Genomic DNA, 19,053 nt, shown 5'->3' with positions numbered 1-19,053 from the left:
CGCCCTTGTCCACCCCCGTTCGTCGCCCCGTCGCCTCTCTCTGGATTGGCCCGCGCCTGCATTACCTGAACCAGCTTTGCCTGCTCAGCCATGTGCGCCACGGCCACCCGACCACGCTTTACTGCACCGAAGAGGTGTCGAATGTGCCCGAAGGGGTCGAGGTGCGCAAAGCGACCGAGATCATGGATATCGACATGAGCATTGTCGAACAGACCTCGGAAAGCTTCCTGTCGAACGTTTTCCGCTACAAGATGATCCAGAAAACCGATGCGGTCTGGATCGATTGCGACGCCTATTGCCACCGCCCCTTCCCCGATGAGATGCAAAACATCTTCGCCGGCCACGGTTTTCGTGGCGCGCTGAACTGCGGCGTCGTCTATATCCCCAAAGATGGCGAGCTGATCCATCAGTTGCTGGATTACTACGACAACCTGCCCGAGGCTCCGGCCTGGTTCAACAAGCAGCAGCGCAAACGGATCGACAAACAGGACCGCTCGCTGCCGCAGGCCGTGCGGATCTACAATGCCGAGCGCACCGCCTTCGGCCCCCAGGCCTTTACGTATTTCGCCCAGCAGACCGGCGATTATGAGAAGGCGCAAACCCCGGATGTGCTTTACCCGGTGCCCTTCCAGCTGAATGATGTCTTCTATGACCCCTATGGAAGGGTCGAGGGCCATTTCACCGATAAAACGCTGTCGGTTCATCTTTACACCAATGGCACCCGCCCCTGGTGGCGCAAGAATGTGCCGCTGGCCGGGTCCTATGCGGCGCGGATGTGCGAAGAGATCGGGCTGAACCCGGCGCTGGCACTGGAGGAATAAGCATGGGCTGCACTGAAAGACGGGGGCGCTGAGCCATGGGGATCAGCATGGTTCCCGGCACGTTTCTCGCGCGCAATGCGGGTCATGTGAAGGATTGCAAACGCGGCCTGATTCTCGGTCGTCAGAAGATGCATCTGCGCCAGCGCCGTCTGACCCGGTTCCTGCAGGTGATGAACGGGATGGGCTTTCCCTTTACCGAAAGCACGCTGACCCAGGAGGACGGCTTTTCAGAGGCCTTCTTCAAGGGTCTCGGCTATCCTGAAATCGAGGCGATGGATTTTACCGATGCCGAAGGGGCGCAGCATGTTCACGACCTGAACCTGCCCTGCCCCAAGGCCTTGCATGGCAAGTTTGATCTGGTGATCGACGGCGGCACCAGTGAGCATATTTTCCACATTGGCACCGCCCTGGACACCTGCCATCAGCTGCTGAAGCCAGGCGGGGTGATGATGTCTTTCGTGGCCTGCGACGGCTGGTTCGGGCATGGGTTCTTCCAGACCGGCCCGGATGTGCCCTGGCGCTACTGGCACCATGCGCGCGGCTATGAGATGCTTGAGGTCTCGATTGTGTCGCGCAAAGAGCCGGGCCGGATCATCCCGATCCACGACCCGACCGGCCAGCCGCGTGGCGGCGAGCGGGCACTCTCGGGCCCGCATATGATCGTCTATGCCTGCCGCAAGCCCCTGAAGGCGCCGCCTTACCGGATGCCGGTTCAGGGCCATTATACCGAGGCCGATCACGTCTGATCCAGGTCCTGCCTGCCAGACGAACATCTGGCAGGCAAACATATGGCTGGCGGGGATTTCTCGGGCGGGGGTCTGCCAGGCGGGGGCCAGTCGGACAGGGGCCAGTCGGGCGGGGACCAGCCGATTTCCGCCGCAGATAAATACGCCGCCGGAACCTCTTCGCCGCCAGGTCGTTGTCTTTGCGATATCAGCAACCAGGAGGCATGTAATGCGCCCGACCCTTATCCTTTCGCTTCTCGCCATCTTTGCGACCAGCGCCTGCAATACCATCGCTGGCGCAGGGCGCGACATGCAGGATGCTGGCCATGCGATCACCAGTGAGGCGCGGAAAACCGAAGCCGATATGTAACGAAAGACGGTTGGCCAGCAGGCCCGGCCCGAAATGCCGCCCGGCCTGAAATGCTACCTGGCCAGAAACGTCAGCTGGCCCGAAACGTCACCCGCAACATCAAAGGGGCCGCGCTGAGTACAGCGCGGCCCCTGAAACTAAACCACGACAGTGCGGGCTTAGTTGTCCATCTTAAGCGCCTGGATGAAGGCGGTCTGCGGAATTTCGACTTTGCCGAATTGCCGCATCTTCTTCTTGCCTTCTTTCTGCTTGTCGAGAAGCTTGCGCTTCCGCGTGGCGTCGCCGCCGTAGCATTTCGCCGTCACGTCCTTGCGCATTGCCGAAAGCGTTTCGCGCGCGATCACCCGGGCGCCGATGGCGGCCTGGATCGGGATCTTGAACATATGGCGCGGGATCAGCTCTTTCAGCTTTTCCACCATCACCCGGCCGCGTGCCTCGGCGCGGTCGCGGTGGACCATCATCGCCAGAGCATCGACCGGCTCTTCGTTCACCATGATCGACATCTTCACGAGGTTGTCCTCGCGGTATTCGTTCAGCTGATAGTCGAAGGACGCATAGCCCTTGGTCACCGATTTCAGCCGGTCGTAGAAGTCGAACACCACCTCGGCCAGCGGCAGGTCATATTCGACCATGGCGCGCGGCCCGGCATAGGTCAGGTTCAGCTGGATGCCGCGGCGGTCCTGGCAGAGCTTGAGAATATCGCCAAGATATTCATCCGGCACCATGATCGTCGCCTTGATACGCGGCTCTTCGATATGGTCGATATAGGTCAGGTCGGGCATATCGGCGGGGTTGTGCAGATCGCGCACCTCGCCGTCTTTCATATGCAGCTTGAACACCACGCTCGGCGCGGTGGTGATCAGATCCAGGTCGAACTCACGCTCCAGCCGCTCACGGATCACTTCCAGGTGCAAAAGCCCCAGGAAGCCGCAGCGGAAGCCGAAGCCAAGTGCCGCCGAGGTTTCCATCTCATAGCTGAACGACGCATCATTCAGCGCGAGTTTCTCAATCGCGTCGCGCAGGGCCTCAAAATCAGCCGCATCAACGGGGAAAAGACCACAGAAGACCACCGGCTGCGCAGGCTTGAAGCCTGGCAGCGGCGTCTCGGTGCCTTTGCGCTCATGGGTGATGGTATCGCCGACGCGGGTGTCACGCACCTGTTTGATCGAGGCGGTGAATACGCCGATCTCGCCCGGGCCGAGTTCGGCGATATCGGTCATTTTCGGCTTCAGAACGGCGAGGCGGTCGATGGGATAGACCGCATTCGTTTGCATCATGCGGATGCGGTCGCCCTTTTTGATCACGCCGTCCATGACGCGGATCATGACGACCACGCCCAGATAGCTGTCATACCAGCTGTCCACCAGCATCGCCTTCAGCGGTGCATCGCGGTCGCCTTTGGGCGGCGGCAGGCGCTGCACGATGGCCTCCAGCACGTCGGGGATACCAAGGCCCGATTTCGCCGAAATCGGAATCGCGTCCGAGGCATCCAGCCCGATCACGTCCTCGATATTGGCCTTCACACGGTCAGGGTCGGCTGCCGGAAGGTCGATCTTGTTCAGCACCGGCACGATCTCATGCCCGGCGTCCAGCGCCTGATAGACGTTTGCCAGCGTCTGCGCCTCAACCCCCTGACTGGCATCAACCACCAGCAGCGAGCCCTCAACCGCGCGCATCGAGCGGCTGACCTCATAGGCAAAGTCAACGTGGCCGGGCGTGTCGATCAGGTTCAGAATATAGGTCTGACCGTCCTTGGCCGGATATTCGATCCGGACCGAGTTCGCCTTGATCGTGATGCCGCGCTCGCGCTCGATATCCATCGAGTCGAGAAGCTGCGCCTTCATATCGCGTTCGGCGACGGTGCCGGTCATCTGGATCAGACGGTCGGCCAGCGTCGACTTGCCGTGGTCGATATGGGCGACGATGGAGAAATTGCGGATGTGATCAAGCTGGGTCATGGCAGTGGGATATAGCGGGATCTGCAAGAGCCGGGAAGAGGGGCAATCAGGCTGGAAGCTGCGTTTTTCGTGGTTTATTCAGACCTGCGGCTGACCAGGATGAAGAAGATGCAAAAACCTCGGGAAAAAGCGCTGCTTTGGGGGCTGGCGGGCGGCGCGGCGCTGCTGGCTCTGGCCGGGGCCTTCGGTGGTGCGCTGACATTTTTCACCTCCGGCACATCCGGCACGCCAAAACGGGTTGAGCTGCTGGCGGGCCTGGATAATGCCGCCCTGCAATCGGGGCACTATGCGCTGATCCTGGGGGATTTCGTTACCGCAAGCGGGCCGCGCCTGATCGAAGATCCCGAAACACTCGCGCAACTGGCGCCCTCGCTTTGGTATAACGACGAAAGCGATGCGGGCAGCTATGTCGGCTCGGCCATTGGCCTGATGATGGGGGCGCCGCCCGTCAAAGAGATCGGCGTTTTGCTGAAAGATGGCAGGACCGAAAAGACCTTCACCTGCCTGTCGATCAACTGCCTGAACTGGCTTTCAGCCGGAGAGGATGCGGGACACTGGGGCATGGGGGGGCTGCGCCAGCAGCTGCCGCCCTCGCAGCCGGTCGAGCTGATGACCAGCCATTTTGAGAATTATGACGCCTATCTGATCGCCCATAAGTCAATCGCCGCCGATCCCACGCGCTGGTTCGCCGAACCGACCAATGACGCGCTGCAGCCCCCGGATGACGGGCGGCGTCAGGTCTATATCACCCTGCCCTCGCAGCTGATCGCGCTGCCAGAGCCTGCGGCCGATTCCCCCCCCGGGCAGCCCCTGAAACTGCCCATCGCCGCCGACCCCAAAGAGGTTGAGGCCCTGCGCCAGCACGCCCAAAGCTGGATTGCCGGGACAGACGGCGAGATTCTCAACCTCTATGTCTCGATGCCGATGCCATTCTGGGTGATTTCAGACGGCAATTATCTGTATGACGAGGATGGCAGCCGCGCCCTGCCCGGGCTTGGCTGGCAGGACAGCACGGTCACGCTGAGCCTGCCCGAGGGGCAGATCCCGGCCCTGCTGGAGAAGATCGATACCAGCTTTGCGGCGCCACCGGATATGCTGCGCCTCTCGGATGCGGTCCATCGCAGCTTTGTCGCCTGGGGGCTGGATGCCGATTGCCTGCCTGGCTGCGGTGGCGTGGATACGGCGCGAATCATCCCCGCGACCGATATCACCGTCTCGCCCGCGCCCAGCTGGACAATCGCCAGCTGGCGGCTTTTGCCCTAGCCCGAATGCGGCAGGACAGGGGCCATTCGGCGGCCCTGCCCCCCGATCCTGGTGCCTGATTTAGGGGCAGATGCCGAAGCATTCCGCTATCCTTAGTGGTCAGGCGGAAAACCCCGCAGGGCCCCTGGCAAAAGCCCGCCTGCAGCGATCTGCGGATTGAAAAAAGAGGCGATTTTTGGCAATATCACTGGCAGAAAAATGACCGACGGGCGGAGGGTCTCCCTGCTCGCGGCACCTGAGGCAGAACATCATGAAACTTATCCCCTCTCTGGCGCTTGTCGCCGGTGTGCTTCTCTCGACAATCTCCACGGCTTCGGCTGGCCCGATTGAATCGGCCTGCATGCGCTCTGACCGCAAGGCGGCAAACCGGGCGCTTTGCGGCTGCATCCAGCAGGTTGCCGATATGACCCTGAAAGGCGGCGATCAGCGTCGCGCCGCGAAATTCTTCCGCGACCCGGATCTGGCCCATACGGTCTGGATCTCGCAAAAGCCCGCAGATGATGCTTTCTGGGATCGCTATAAGCAGTTCGGCTCAATGGCCGAGGCTTATTGCGGCGGCTGAAACTGCCCATGCATATGTGAAAAAGCCGGGCCAATCGCCCGGCTTTTGTCATTCTTGCGCTCGGGTCATCCGCCGGGTCAGCGCCCCTGCCCCGCCAGCCCCGCCGCCAGCAGATCGGCGTGATGGGCCTCGGCCACATCAGGATGCGAGCGCAACCGGCTTTTCAGCTGGTTCAGACCCACGTTGCGAAACAGCGGGTTCAGGGGATCAACACTCAGCCCCCGCTCGCGCGATTTCAGATCATCGGGCAAGGGCAGCACCGGGATCACCGCCTCATAGGGGGCGCCCAGGAAGAAGGCGTAGGAATAGCGCTCGACCCCGGCCGGGGGGGCGACCACGTCATGGATATCGGCGCGCACAAAGCCATTTGTCGCCAGCTCCAGCAACTCGCCAGAGTTGATGACGAAAGTGCCGGGAATGGGCGGCACCTCAAGCCATTCGCCCGCCAGGTTCTGCACCCGCAGGCCCGCCACCTCATCTTGCAACAGGATGGTGATGATGCCGCTGTCCTTATGCGCCCCAACGCCCTGATCGCTTTCGGCGACATCGCGGCCCGGATAGCGGATCAGTTTCAGCAGTTGCGTCGGCTGCGGGTCATAGATCGGGCGGAAAACATCGCTGTCCTGGCCCAGCGACAGCGCAATCGCCTGCAAAAGATCGACGCCCAGATCGGTGACCCGCTTTTGATAGTCCAGCGCCACCGGCTTCAGCTCTGGCAGCGCCTCTGGCCATTGGTTCGGGCCGTGAAGGCGGTTCCAGGCCTCGCCCCCGCCGATGGCTTCACCTTCGGTATTGATGTCGATCTGCTCGCGCCAGTCCTGCTGGCCACGGGTGTGTTCCAGCCCCGCCCGGTTATAGCCGCGAAAATGCGGCGAGCGAACCATCTCAATCGCCAGCTTATCCGCCTGCGGCAGCGCGAAAAACTGCCGCGTCAGGGCCTTCAGCTGCGTGATCAGCGCGTCAGGGATGCCATGGCCGGTCAGGTAGAAAAAGCCGTGGTCATGCAGCACCGCCCGCAGATCGGCGACGAAATCCGCGCGGGCCTCAGGTCCGGCGTGAAAGCGGGAAATATCCAGAACGGGAAGCTGGGTGGTCAATTCTGTTCCTCCTGCGGCGGGGGCTGCCCGCCGGTCTTTCCCCAGACATAAAGGGGCGAGGAAGGGGGGATACCTTCCTCGCCCTGCCGATCCTCTGGCCTGTCTCAGGCCGCAACACGCCCTTGCGAATGGACGCTTGCGGCACTGAGGGCCTGGTCGAGATCGGCAATGATATCCTCGGGATGCTCCAGCCCGATCGAGAGGCGCACATAGCCAGGCGTCACCCCTGCGGCCAGTTGCTCGGCCTCGGTCAGCTGCTGATGGGTGGTCGAAGACGGGTGGATCGCCAGGCTGCGGGCGTCGCCGATATTGGCGACATGGTGGAAAAGCTTCAGCGCGTCGATAAAGGCGCGACCCGCCTCGACGCCGCCTTTCAGCTCGAAGCCGACCAGGGCACCAAAGCCGCCCTGCAGATAGGTGTCAGCGCGGCGGCGGGCCTCATCTGCCTGCAGGCCCGGGAAGATGGTCGTCGTCACCTGCGGGTGCTTTGCCAGGTAATCCGCCACTTTGATCGCGTTTTCATTGTGCTGGCGGATGCGCAGCGGCAGCGTCTCCAGCCCCTGAAGGAAGAGGAAGGCGTTTTGCGGCGCGACCGAGGCACCAATATCGCGCAGCAGTTTCACCCGCGCCCGCAGCACATAGGCAATCGGGCCCAGGGGTTTCGCGGCCTCGGTCCAGATCGCGCCGTGATAGGCGTCATCGGGCTGGGTCAGGAGGGGGAAACGCTCGGGGTGCGCGGCCCAGTCGAAAGTGCCGCCATCGACAATCGCGCCGCCAATCGCCGTGCCATGGCCGCCGATATATTTGGTGGTCGAATAGACGACCACCGCCGCCCCATGCGCCAGCGGCCGCGCCGTCAGGGGCGAGGCGGTATTGTCGAGGATCAGCGGCACGCCGATCTCACGCCCCAAAGCGGCGACCTCGGCAATGGGGAAGACCTCAAGGCGGGGATTGGCCAGGGTCTCGCCAAACCAGGCGCGGGTTTTCGCATCCGTGGCGCGAACAAAGTTCTGCGGGTCAGACTGGCTGACAAAACGCACCTCGATGCCGAATTGCTTCAGCGTCTGCGACAAAAGCGTGACCGTGCCGCCGTAAAGATCGCTTGAGGCGACGATATTGTCGCCCGCCTGCGCCAGATTGGTCAGCGCGAAAAAAGTGGCCGCCTGCCCCGAGGCCAGCGCCAGCGCGGCCGCGCCGCCCTCCAGCTGGGCCAGGCGCGTTTCAAAGGCGTCGGTCGTCGGGTTGCCGATGCGCGAATAGATATTTCCCAGCTCTTCCAGCGCGAAAAGCCGCGCCGCATGGGCGGTGTCGTCGAACTGGAACGAGGTGTTCTGATAGATCGGCACCGCAAGCGAGCCGGTCGCCGGGTCAGTGCGCCAGCTGCCGCCATGCAGGGCCAGCGTTTCAGGGTGCAGGCTGGTGGTCGCCATGATCTCTTCCTTTGCTTGTCGCGGGTCCGTCGCCCTGTGCCGCGATCTGCGGCAAAGCGACGGTTCCCCCTCAGCATCCGGGAAATATCACGATTGTTTCAATCGCCTTTTCAGGGGCGGATAGGGAAAGAGATTTCCTTCCATCACCAGCCAACAGCGCGGCTGATCTTTCGGGCAGCGAATCTGCCCCCGGAACAGACCTGCGAACAGATCTGGCCGCGCCTCAGCCGCGCGACTGTTTCTCGGCAATGCCGGAGACGCCTTCGCGCCGGGCCAGTTCAGCCAGCACATCCTCCAGCGCCACATCGCGCGAGGCCAGCATCACCAGCAGATGGTAAAGCACATCCGCCGTTTCAGAGATCAGCCGCGGATTGTCGCCGCGAATGGCCTCGATGATCGCCTCGACCGCCTCTTCGCCGAACTTCGCGGCGCATTTCTCTGGCCCTTTTGACAGCAGTTTCGCCGTCCAGGAGGTGTCAGGATCCGCCCCTTTGCGGGCATTGATGGTGGCGGCAAGCCGGGTCAGGCTGTCTGCGGCACTGGTCATGGTTCATTCCCCGAAAGCTCTGGCCGCGTCTCTTGCGGCGATAGGCGGCCGTTATTCCAGCCGCATGGCAATGCCGGCGGCCGCCATATGCGCCTTGGCCTCGCCGATCGTATAGGTGCCGAAATGGAAGATCGAGGCTGCCAGCACCGCCGAGGCCCCGCCCTTTTTGATGCCGTCAACCAGGTGATCCAGATTGCCCGCGCCGCCCGAGGCGATCACCGGGATCCCCACCGCATCCGAGATCGCCCGGGTCAGCGGCAGGTTATAGCCATCCTTTGTGCCATCACGGTCCATCGAGGTCAGCAGGATCTCGCCCGCGCCCTTTGCCTCAACCAGGCGGGCAAATTCAACCGCATCAATGCCGGTGGGCTTGCGCCCGCCATGGGTGAAAATCTCCCACTTTCCGGGGCTTACGGTTTTGGCATCAATCGCCACCACGATGCACTGGCTGCCAAAGCGGTCGGCGCTGGCGGCAACGACATCGGGGTCGGCGACAGCGGCCGAGTTGAAGCTGACCTTATCCGCCCCCGCCAGCAGCAATGCCCGCACGTCCTCATGGCTGCGCACGCCGCCGCCGACGGTCAGCGGCACATAGATCTGCTCGGCCGTGCGGGTGACCAGGTCAAACATCGTGCCGCGATTTTCATGCGTGGCATGGATGTCGAGAAAGGTGATCTCATCGGCGCCAGCGCGGTCGTATGCTTTGGCGACCGCCACCGGGTCGCCCGCATCCACCAGGTTGACGAAATTCACGCCCTTGACCACGCGGCCATCGGCAACATCGAGACAGGGGATCAGTCGCGTCTTCAGCATAATTCCCAGGGCCCTTTTCGTGATACCGCCAAGGCCCCGCTTTTTGGCGAAGCCCGCCTCATTCAGCCAAGCGCCTGCAGCGCCGCACTCAGATCAATCGCGCCATCATAAAGCGCCCGCCCCGAGATCGCGCCCGCGATCACGCCGGTGTCACGCAGAGCGATCAGATCCTCCATCCGGCTGACGCCGCCGCTGGCAATCACCGGGATCGAGACCGCCCGGGCCAGCGCCTCTGTCGCCTCGATATTCGGGCCGGCCATGGCACCATCGCGGTCGATATCGGTGTAGATGATGGCGGCAACGCCCGCATCCTCAAAGCTGCGGGCCAGATCGGTGACCTGAACGTCGGTCTCTTCGGCCCAGCCACGGGTGGCAACCAGCCCTTTGCGCGCATCAATTCCGACAGCGACCTTGCCCGGGAAGGCCTGCGCCGCCTCACGCACCAAAGCGGGGTTTTCAACAGCAACCGTGCCCAGGATCACCCGCGAGAGGCCCTTTTCCAGCCAGGTCGCAATCGTCGCCATATCACGGATGCCGCCGCCCAGCTGGGCCGGAACGCCGATCCTGGCCAGGATCGCCTCAACCGCCGCGCCGTTCACCGGCTCTCCGGCAAAGGCGCCGTTCAGATCGACCAGATGCAGGAATTTGGCCCCTGCGGCCTCAAATTTCGCAGCCTGCGCGGCGGGATCATCGCCAAAGACGGTGGCCGCCGACATCTCGCCGCGCAAAAGGCGCACACATTTGCCGTCCTTAAGGTCAATCGCAGGGTAAAGGATCATGGCAAGGCTCCGCTGAATATCGGTCTGCGCCCCTTTGGCATGGAGCGCCCGCAAAGGAAAGATCAACCGCCAGACATGCAGCCCCTCAGGGACGCCAGGTCAGGAAGTTTGCGATGATGCGCAGGCCTGTCGCTGCGCTTTTCTCAGGGTGGAATTGCGTGCCGATGATATTGTCACGGCCAACAATCGCCGTCACAGGCCCGGCGTAATCGACCGATGCGATCAGATCCGGGGCGTTCGCGGTGCGAAACTGCCAGGAGTGGACGAAGTAAGCATGATCACCGCTTTTCACCCCCGTCATAACCGGGTGAGCCTTGTGAATTTGCAGGTCATTCCAGCCCATATGAGGAACCTTCAGCGCCGGATCCTGCGGCGCGATGCGTGTGACCTCGCCGCCGATCCAGTCGAATCCTGCGGTCTCGCCATATTCCAGCCCGCGCGTCGCCAGCATCTGCATCCCGATACAAATGCCAAGGAACGGGCGCCCATTGTGCAGCACCGCCTCTTCTATTGCGGCAAAAAGCCCCGGAACCGCATCCAGCGCACGACGACAGGCCGGGAAGGCCCCATCCCCGGGCAGCACGATGCGCGTCGCCCGCGCAACATCCTCGGGGCGGGCGCTGACAATCACCTCACCCGCGCCGGTTTCCCCCGCCATCCGCTGGAAGGCCTTTTCGGCCGAATGCAGATTTCCGCTGTCATAATCGACAAGGACTGTCAGGCTCATATCCACTCCCACAGGCGCTGCCGGAATTTATCAAAATTCCGGGACGGAGTTTTCAAAAACTCCGGGCAAATTTCTGCACAGAAATTTGCGGCGAGCTTCATTGCGCTCACCGCATTGATCACAGGGCGCCCTTGGTCGAGGGCAGCACACCGTTCATGCGCGGGTCAGGCTCAACCGCTTCCCGCAAAGCCCGCGCCACGGCCTTGAAGGTGGCTTCGGCAATGTGATGGCTATTGATGCCATGCAGGCGGTCAACATGCAGGGTGATCCCGCCATGTGTTGACAGGGCCTGGAAGAATTCCCGCACCAGCTCGGTGTCGAAGGTGCCGATTTTTTCGCTTGGGAAGTCAACATTCCAGACCAGATAGGGACGCGCCGACAGATCCAGCGCAGCCGCGACCTGGGTGTCATCCATCGCCAGCCGGAAATGGCCATAGCGACGGATGCCCTTTTTATCGCCAAGCGCCTGCACCAGGGCCTGGCCGATCGCAATACCGCTGTCCTCGACGGTATGGTGATCATCGACATGCAGATCCCCCTTCGCCCGCAGTTCGATATCGATCAGCGAATGACGGGCCAGCTGGTCGAGCATATGATCGAAAAAGCCGACCCCACTCTGGCAGTCATATTTCCCCGTTCCGTCAAGATTGATCGATACCTCGATTGAGGTCTCGGCGGTCTTGCGGCTTACACTGGCTTTGCGCATTTCATCTGCCTCCGGGCTGTCACGCGAGGCAATACAAGCAGCCCCCGCACACGGCAAGCCTGTCAGTGCCAGCCATAGCGCAATCCCTGGACATCAACGCAAAAAGGGCGCCCAATGGCACCCTTTTGCGAACCGATCTGGAGCGGGCGAGGCGATTCGAACGCCCGACCCTAACCTTGGCAAGGTTATGCTCTACCCCTGAGCTACGCCCGCACCGTTTCGGTGTGCTGCATTTAGGCCAAGCCCCGAACCTTCGCAAGAGGAAAATTGCGTTACCCCGCGAATTTCAGATCGCCATCAGGGCATTGGTCAAAACACCCCCGGAAAGGCAGTATCACCCGCAGGTGGCGCAGCCCGCCACAGACCACGTGTGAGGCCACGCCCCCGGGCGGCGGCTCTTTCAATAGGGGATCTGGCGGGTCGGGAATGTCTCAAGCGTGCCGCCGCCGACAAGATGGTCCAGCAGGGCTGTGCGCTGCGCCGGGGGGGCGCTGTTGACGGCCCGCTCTTCCGCCTCTGTCAGATGACGCCGCTTGAAACCTTGTTTTTTCAGACATTTATCAACGGCCCCCGCCTCGCCACGGGCGCGAATATCATCTTCAGTCATTGCGGTTCCGATCATCCCGACCAGGCCGCCATTGTAAACGATATTGCCGATATAGCTGAACCCGACCGCATCCTTGCCGCCCTGGGGCGCTGTATGGGCGCAAGAGCCAATCGCGCTGCGGGCTGACAGGAAGGATTCGCCGGGCTTGGTGGGAACGGCCATTCGCGGCGCCGGAGCGCAGGCCGCCAGCGCCAGAACTGCCGACAGGGTGACCCCGGAAATCAAAGCTCGTTTCATCAAAAATCTACCCTGCTTTGCCATTCGCAGGGCCCGATTGCCCCGCTAAAAATGCAGCCCCGCCATCGCGCGGCACACAGGCAAGGAAAGACCAGAATACTGGGCGTTTTGCGGGCAGACTTACGGTTTTTCTGGTCAGACCAGACCCTGGCCGCAACTGAAGCAGATTATCCGCGGCATATATGGATATATCGGGGATGCCCGCGCCTTTGATCAGGCGCATGCGCGTCATCGCGCGAATTGCCCATGCGCAGCGGGCTGAACCCGATGCGCATGGAGCGTCACAAAAGCCGGATTACTCCAGCTCGACCAGCAGATCCTTGGCTTCGATCTGCGCGCCGGGGCTGACATGGATCGCCTTCACCACCGCCTCGCGGTCGGCGTGGAGGCCCGTCTCCATCTTCATCGCCTCGATGGTCAGCAGAAGATCCCCTGCCCTGACCTTTTGCCCGACAGTCACCGCCACGCTGGCGACAGATCCGGGCATCGGTGCGCCGATATGGGCAGGATTGCCGTCTGCCGCCTTGGGCCGCGCCGCCGTCTTTGCCTTAACCGAGCGATTCGCCACCCGGATCGTGCGCGGCTGACCGTTGAGCTCAAAGAACACTTTGACCTCGCCCGCGTCATCCACCTCGCCCAGCGTCAGGAAGCGGATCTCCAGCGTCTTGCCGGGATCGATCTCGACGGCGATCTCTTCGCCAGGCTCCATCCCGTAGAAGAAGGCCCGGGTCGGCAGGGTGCGAACGGGCCCGTAAAGACGGTGACGGCCCATGTAATCAAGGAAGACCTTCGGATACATCAGGTAGCCGTTCAGATCCTCATCATCGATCTTCATGCCGCCAAGTTCCGCCGAAAGCTTCGCACGGGTCTCTTCCAGATCGACGGGCGGCAGATGGGCGCCGGGGCGTTCGGTATTGGGCTTTTCGCCTTTCAGCACCTTTTTCAGGATGCCTTCCGGCCAGCCCTGATAGGGCTGCCCCAGATTGCCCTTCAGCATATCGACGACCGAATCGGGGAAGGCCACATCGGTGCCCGGATCCTCGACCTGTTTGCGGGTCAGCCCCTGGGCCACCATCATCAGCGCCATATCACCGACGACCTTGGACGAGGGCGTCACCTTGACGATATCGCCGAACATCTGGTTCGCGTCGGCATAGGCCTGGGCGACCTCGGGCCAGCGTTCTTCGAGACCAAGCGAACGCGCCTGAGCCTTGAGGTTGGTGAACTGGCCCCCGGGCATTTCATGCAGCCAGACCTCAGACGCAGGCGCGGCGGTGCCCGATTCAAAGGCGGTATATTGGGCGCGGACATGCTCCCAATAGTTCGACATTTCGCGCACGGCGGCGATGTCGATGCCGGTGTCGCGGTCGGTATGGCGCAGCGCCTCGACAATGGAACCAAGGCAGGGCTGCGAGGTGCCGCCGGAAAACGCATCCATCGCCGCGTCAATCGCATCGACGCCCGCATCACAGGCCGCCAGCACGGTGGCCGCCGCCGCGCCAGAGGTGTCATGGGTGTGGAAGTGCACCGGCAGGCCGATTTCCTGCTTCAGCGCTTTGATCAGGACGCGGGCAGCGGCAGGTTTCAACAGCCCCGCCATGTCTTTCAGGCCCAGCACATGGGCGCCTGCCGCTTTCAGCTCTTTGGCGCGGTCGAGGTAATATTTCAGATCGTATTTTGAACGATCCGGGTCGAGCATATCGCCCGTATAACAGATCGTGCCCTCGCAAAGCTTGTTCGCCTCCAGCACCGCATCCATGGCGACGCGCATGTTTTCCACCCAGTTCAGGCTGTCAAACACGCGGAACACATCGACCCCGGTCTCGGCCGCCTGTTTGACGAAAGCCTGCACGACATTGTCGGGGTAATTGGTATAGCCAACGCCGTTCGAGGCGCGCAGCAGCATCTGCGTCATCAGGTTCGGCATCGCGGCCCGCAGGTCGCGCAGCCGCTGCCAGGGGCATTCCTGCAAGAAGCGGTAGGCCACGTCAAAGGTCGCCCCACCCCAGCATTCGACCGAGAAGAGCTGCGGCAGATTGGCGGCATAGGCGGGCGCGGCCTTGATCATATCGATCGAGCGCATCCGGGTTGCCAGCAGCGACTGGTGGCCGTCACGCATGGTGGTGTCGGTCAGCAGCACTTGCGTCTGCGCCTTCATCCAGTCGGCAACCGCCTGCGGGCCCTTTTGCTCCAGCAGGTTACGGGTGCCATAGGCGGGCTGGCCAGCCTGCGCGACGGGCGCTTTCGGGGCCTTTGCCTCGGCGGGTTTGGCGCGACCATTGGTTTCGGGGTGACCATTCACGGAAATATCCGCGAGATAGGTCAGGATCTTGGTCGCCCGGTCCTGGCGCTTTTTGAAGTGGAAGAGGTCCGGCGTCGTGTCGATGAACTTCGTCGTGTAAGAGCTGTCGAGGAAGGTCGGGTGCTGCAAGAGGTTGATAACAAACTCGATATTCGTAGCCAGGCCCCGGATACGGAACTCGCGCAGCGCCCGGTCCATCCTGGACAAAGCCTTCTCCGGCGTCTGGGCATGGGCGGTGACCTTGACCAGCAGGCTGTCGTAGTAACGCGTGATTACCCCGCCCGCATAGGCCGTGCCGCCATCAAGCCGGATGCCGTTCCCGGTGGCCGAGCGATAGGCCGTCAGCCGCCCGTAATCGGGGATGAAATTGTTCAGCGGGTCTTCGGTGGTCACCCGGCATTGCAGCGCATGGCCGTTCAGTTTGACCTCGGATTGCGACGCCACGCCCGTCGCCTCGGGCAGCGATTTGCCCTCTTCGATCAGGATCTGGGCCTGGACGATATCGATGCCGGTCACTTCTTCGGTGACGGTGTGCTCGACCTGGACGCGGGGGTTCACCTCAATGAAATAGAACTCCTGGCTGTCCATATCCATCAGGAATTCGACGGTGCCCGCGCATTCGTAATTCACGTGTTTACAGATGCGCCGCGCCATTTCGCAGACCGCTTCGCGCTGTTCCTGCGTCAGGTAGGGCGCCGGGGCGCGTTCCACCACCTTCTGATTGCGGCGCTGGACAGTGCAGTCCCGCTCCCACAGGTGCCAGACATTGCCCTGTTTGTCGCCGAGGATTTGCACCTCGACGTGGCGGGCGCGGAGAATCATCTTCTCAAGATAGCCCTCGCCATTGCCGAAAGCGGCCTCTGCCTCGCGGCGGCCCTCCAGCACTTTGGCCTCAAGCTCTTCCTCGCTGTTGATCGGGCGCATGCCGCGACCGCCGCCGCCCCAGGAGGCTTTCAGCATCAAAGGATAGCCGACCTCTTTCGCCTGTTTGCGAATGACGGCCATGTCATCGCCCAGCACTTCGGTCGCCGGGATCACCGGAACGCCCGCCTCAATCGCCACCTTCCGCGCCGAGGCCTTGTCGCCAAGCGCCCGCATGGTTTCGGCCCGCGGGCCGATGAAGGTGATCCCTGCCGCGTCGCAGGCATCAACAAAATCGGGGTTTTCCGACAAAAGCCCATAGCCCGGATGGATCGCATCCGCGCCCGACAGCCGCGCCACCCGGATGATTTCCGGGATCGACAGATAGGCCCCCACCGGGCTGAGGCCCTGGCCGATCAGATAGGCCTCATCTGCCTTGAAACGGTGCAGCGAGAGCTTGTCCTCTTCGGCATAAACCGCGACGGTCTTTTTGCCCATCTCATTGGCGGCACGCATCGCGCGAATGGCGATCTCACCGCGGTTGGCTATCAGGATCTTGTGGAACTCGGGCATGGCAGACCTCCCCGGAATCTGTTGCTTTGCGGGGCACTGTATTTCTGCTGCAGTGCAGCGCAAGGCCAGAGCGGGAAAAACCTGCAAATTTTGCGAAATATGCAGGCCGGGTTTGCAGCTGCAAACTGGACGCAACCTGCCTCACCAGACGCCATGCCCGCCTGCACCAGTCGATGATGCAGACCGCACCCGGAGACCACCCAGAGTTGTTTCCGGGTGATCCGGCGCAGCACCCCGAGGCGGGCCCCATCCCGCCACCGCCATCAGAGGGCCGCTCCGGCCCCCCAAAAATTCACGGTCACAATGACCGCAGCAATTGGCTCAACGCGGCAATATAATGTATGCCATATGCGCCATTCATGTGAATGCCGTCGCCGGATTGAAAATCGGGATATCGATCATCGCCCCGTTTCGCGCCCTGATTGAATTCAGACTTTGTGAATACACCGCCTGTTACGGTTTCTTCCGGCTGGAAAAAGGCATGCAGCTTATGCATTGCCCGAAATCTCTCGTTTATATACGCTCTGAACCGATCCCTTGCCACAACATCCCTGGGCGTATCAGTCGGCTTAATCGCCAGATATGGCCTGGCAGAAACAATAATATCCGCATCGCTGACGGTTCTGATCTGCCTGTATATCCTGGATGAAATCGTTTTGTTAAAAGGATCAAGCTCATTCAGGACGGCCTGCGAATAAAAAGTCGCCCCTTTTTCAGCATCCATCAGAGCCCGAAAAGCCCCCTCATAGACAAATACCCCATGCACGACAAAGGCATCATAGTCGGAAATAACAATCTCATGGAGACCGCCGGATGAAATCTCGAACGATTTTTTGACGGTATCGGTGGTGGGAACGATTTTCCCATCCAAAAGCGCTGTATCTTCAAGCGTATTTGCGGGTGAAGCAAAGAAGTGCAGATCAAGCCCATCAATGATCTGACGCGATTCCAACTCGTCAATGCCCTGTTTCAGCGCTGCCGCATGGCTATTGCTGATGATACAAACTCTCATTTGTTTTTCTCTTTTCCAAATGCATTCAACAGCTCTTCCTCACAGACAAGAGCCTTGCTGTCTGCCTGGGCCTGCGCCGCAGATTTGATCTCCGCTGCGCCGGATCCCCCGAACTTTCCATTGAGACATGCGAAGAAATTTTTCATCACAAAATCAACGCCCGCATGGTTCACATTGCGCTGATTGGGGTCAAAGAACACCCCTTTGAAAACCGGGCTGTTGATAATTTCATATGATGGAAAATAATCAACAAAATCATGCATCTTGCTGATTTTAGCGGCCACCGCACGCAGGATCGATTTGGATTCCATAGTGGCCACGATAACATTGTTATCCGTATAGGTCGCAGTCAGTGGCACCGGCGACACTGTAACAAGAAACTTCAGGTTTCCATTCACCGAGCGCATCAGATCTATGGCCTGGCTCAGGTTGGACAGTGCCATTTCATAGTCATGATTTACGAACTGGTGATTTTTGGCATCGAATGTGCCGCCTGCAGTTCCAGGGCACATCGGATATTCATATCCCAACCCGCTGTTGACCCAGCTTTCAGTCAGACCAAGCGTAAAGACAAACACATCAGAGCCGGTAATAGAGTCCCGGAATGACTTTATGACCTGTTTGCGTGAAAGCCTCATCTCTTCATCTGAGACGAACCCGGCAGGCTCTATTTTGGGACGGAACGGGTCGACAGATCTGCCCTTGTCGTTCCACACCTCAGCGGGCGGGCTTTCTGCCTCAATCGCCCATTTCACCCATTGCAGCAAAAGCGATGTCGTATAAATATTCGCCGTTCTGGAAGAAAATACATTATAGCCGAACTTCTCCGGGTCAGACAGGCCAACCGGGGGTTTTTCAGTAATATGCCACTGATACCCATTGGCCTTCAGCGCTCTGCCGATATGCTGGGCAAAGCAGGATCCATAAGTCGCAACCTTATCCTCGGGGCGGATCTGGAATTTTGGATCCCACAGCTCGCTGACATCAAACATATGACGGTCAGCGACCGCGCTGCGCCAGAATTTCTTAGCTGGCAATGACGAATAGGGATTGCTCATAACTCTCTCCGGAAACTGCGGGGATCTGGGCTGCCAATATGGTCAGATCTCATTATAAACGTATCAATTACACATCTATTGATACTGCCCTGTAACACTCAGATCCCGATTTTGGGCCGATTCCAATTCTGCCTCTCGTCTTTTGCCAGTCAGGCTGCTTTTGCCATGCGGGCTACCTCTGCTCGGGCCGCAGCCCGCACCGCAAGATGCGACGATAATCTACCGCCAGGCCGGTGGGTTGTCCATGCGCTGCGCAAGAAGGCGCGCATGCCCCCCCCTCTCCCTGTCGCAACTGCCTGGCATTTCAGCAAAGCCCCAGACAGGGCGATAATGCGCCGCATCAGCACAGCGCCCCCTTTGCAACTGAGGCAATCGTGACCGCCCTGGCGTTACCCTGGCAAAACTCTCAGCTTTACTTTCCCGATTAAATTTGTCATCCATTCTGCAAGCCAGACAGCGGTTTCTTTGCGCTTCCGCTGCCCAGTGAGTGCCCATGAGAGGCTACGTGACCGCAATGTGCAGCGATTTCCTGTCCCGCTCTGCCCCACCCCATTGCGGGTGCCTGCAGGCAGGGCTTGTGGATGCATCAGGCGCATGGTCCGGCC

General features: G+C 60.9%; 17 protein-coding genes and 1 tRNA gene. 5 read left to right on the top strand and 13 right to left on the bottom strand.

Annotated features, from left to right (window positions below):
• Positions 1–5 precede the first annotated feature (5 nt).
• The 3 genes from HOY34_RS08295 to HOY34_RS08285 all read left to right on the top strand — a co-directional run bounded on the left by HOY34_RS08295 (position 6) and on the right by HOY34_RS08285 (position 1,916).
• On the top strand, positions 6–821 hold the full coding sequence (locus tag HOY34_RS08295) for a hypothetical protein (protein ID WP_172361758.1): 816 nt from the start codon (positions 6–8) through the stop codon (positions 819–821).
• Between the two features lie 35 nt (positions 822–856).
• Complete coding sequence (locus HOY34_RS08290) at positions 857–1,567, top strand: class I SAM-dependent methyltransferase (protein ID WP_172361756.1); 711 nt, start codon at positions 857–859, stop codon at positions 1,565–1,567.
• 208 nt (positions 1,568–1,775) lie between these two features.
• The gene (locus HOY34_RS08285) at positions 1,776–1,916 is read left to right on the top strand and encodes an entericidin A/B family lipoprotein (RefSeq protein WP_172361754.1); all 141 of its coding nucleotides are present in this window, start codon (positions 1,776–1,778) and stop codon (positions 1,914–1,916) included.
• Between the two features lie 158 nt (positions 1,917–2,074).
• Here the strand turns inward: HOY34_RS08285 and lepA are convergent, their stop codons facing one another.
• Positions 2,075–3,874 (bottom strand): translation elongation factor 4, encoded by a 1,800-nt coding sequence (lepA, locus tag HOY34_RS08280; protein WP_172361752.1) that lies wholly within the window; start codon positions 3,872–3,874, stop codon positions 2,075–2,077.
• 108 nt (positions 3,875–3,982) lie between these two features.
• Here lepA and HOY34_RS08275 point away from each other — a divergent pair, with 108 nt between their 5' ends.
• Entirely contained in the window at positions 3,983–5,137 is a 1,155-nt protein-coding gene (locus tag HOY34_RS08275; RefSeq protein WP_172361750.1) for a hypothetical protein, read from the top strand.
• A 250-nt stretch (positions 5,138–5,387) separates the two neighbouring features.
• Entirely contained in the window at positions 5,388–5,699 is a 312-nt protein-coding gene (locus HOY34_RS08270; protein WP_172361748.1) for a hypothetical protein, read from the top strand.
• A 77-nt stretch (positions 5,700–5,776) separates the two neighbouring features.
• Here HOY34_RS08270 and HOY34_RS08265 read toward each other — a convergent pair whose 3' ends face one another.
• From HOY34_RS08265 to HOY34_RS08210, 12 genes are all read right to left on the bottom strand, one after another.
• Complete coding sequence (locus HOY34_RS08265) at positions 5,777–6,796, bottom strand: isopenicillin N synthase family dioxygenase (RefSeq protein WP_172361746.1); 1,020 nt, start codon at positions 6,794–6,796, stop codon at positions 5,777–5,779.
• Positions 6,797–6,900: 104 nt separating this feature from the next.
• On the bottom strand, positions 6,901–8,226 hold the full coding sequence (locus HOY34_RS08260) for an O-acetylhomoserine aminocarboxypropyltransferase/cysteine synthase family protein (RefSeq protein ID WP_172361744.1): 1,326 nt from the start codon (positions 8,224–8,226) through the stop codon (positions 6,901–6,903).
• 223 nt (positions 8,227–8,449) lie between these two features.
• Complete coding sequence (locus HOY34_RS08255) at positions 8,450–8,773, bottom strand: phosphoribosyl-ATP diphosphatase (protein ID WP_172361742.1); 324 nt, start codon at positions 8,771–8,773, stop codon at positions 8,450–8,452.
• Positions 8,774–8,824: 51 nt separating this feature from the next.
• Positions 8,825–9,586, bottom strand: coding sequence for an imidazole glycerol phosphate synthase subunit HisF (gene hisF, locus HOY34_RS08250; protein ID WP_172361740.1), 762 nt, complete (start codon positions 9,584–9,586; stop codon positions 8,825–8,827).
• A gap of 62 nt (positions 9,587–9,648) precedes the next feature.
• Entirely contained in the window at positions 9,649–10,365 is a 717-nt protein-coding gene (gene hisA, locus HOY34_RS08245; protein WP_172361738.1) for a 1-(5-phosphoribosyl)-5-[(5-phosphoribosylamino)methylideneamino]imidazole-4-carboxamide isomerase, read from the bottom strand.
• 85 nt (positions 10,366–10,450) lie between these two features.
• Positions 10,451–11,092, bottom strand: coding sequence for an imidazole glycerol phosphate synthase subunit HisH (hisH, locus tag HOY34_RS08240; protein ID WP_172361736.1), 642 nt, complete (start codon positions 11,090–11,092; stop codon positions 10,451–10,453).
• A gap of 118 nt (positions 11,093–11,210) precedes the next feature.
• On the bottom strand, positions 11,211–11,798 hold the full coding sequence (gene hisB / locus HOY34_RS08235; protein ID WP_172361734.1) for an imidazoleglycerol-phosphate dehydratase HisB: 588 nt from the start codon (positions 11,796–11,798) through the stop codon (positions 11,211–11,213).
• A 138-nt stretch (positions 11,799–11,936) separates the two neighbouring features.
• A tRNA-Gly gene (locus HOY34_RS08230) sits at positions 11,937–12,011 on the bottom strand.
• Positions 12,012–12,198: 187 nt separating this feature from the next.
• Positions 12,199–12,642: a hypothetical protein gene (locus HOY34_RS08225; protein WP_172361732.1), complete on the bottom strand. Its 444-nt coding sequence runs from the start codon at positions 12,640–12,642 to the stop codon at positions 12,199–12,201.
• Between the two features lie 295 nt (positions 12,643–12,937).
• The gene (locus tag HOY34_RS08220; protein WP_172361730.1) at positions 12,938–16,378 is read right to left on the bottom strand and encodes a pyruvate carboxylase; all 3,441 of its coding nucleotides are present in this window, start codon (positions 16,376–16,378) and stop codon (positions 12,938–12,940) included.
• 298 nt (positions 16,379–16,676) lie between these two features.
• Positions 16,677–17,390, bottom strand: coding sequence for a hypothetical protein (locus HOY34_RS08215; RefSeq protein ID WP_172361728.1), 714 nt, complete (start codon positions 17,388–17,390; stop codon positions 16,677–16,679).
• Complete coding sequence (locus HOY34_RS08210) at positions 17,387–18,448, bottom strand: GSCFA domain-containing protein (RefSeq protein ID WP_172361726.1); 1,062 nt, start codon at positions 18,446–18,448, stop codon at positions 17,387–17,389. The genes HOY34_RS08215 and HOY34_RS08210 overlap by 4 nt, the downstream gene beginning before the upstream one ends.
• Positions 18,449–19,053 lie beyond the last annotated feature (605 nt).

This window comes from Pseudogemmobacter hezensis, assembly GCF_013155295.1.
Taxonomy (GTDB): Bacteria; Pseudomonadota; Alphaproteobacteria; order Rhodobacterales; family Rhodobacteraceae; genus Pseudogemmobacter; species Pseudogemmobacter hezensis.
The sequence above is the reverse complement of the archived record's forward strand: the minus strand, read 5'-3'. Positions and strand labels throughout refer to the sequence as shown.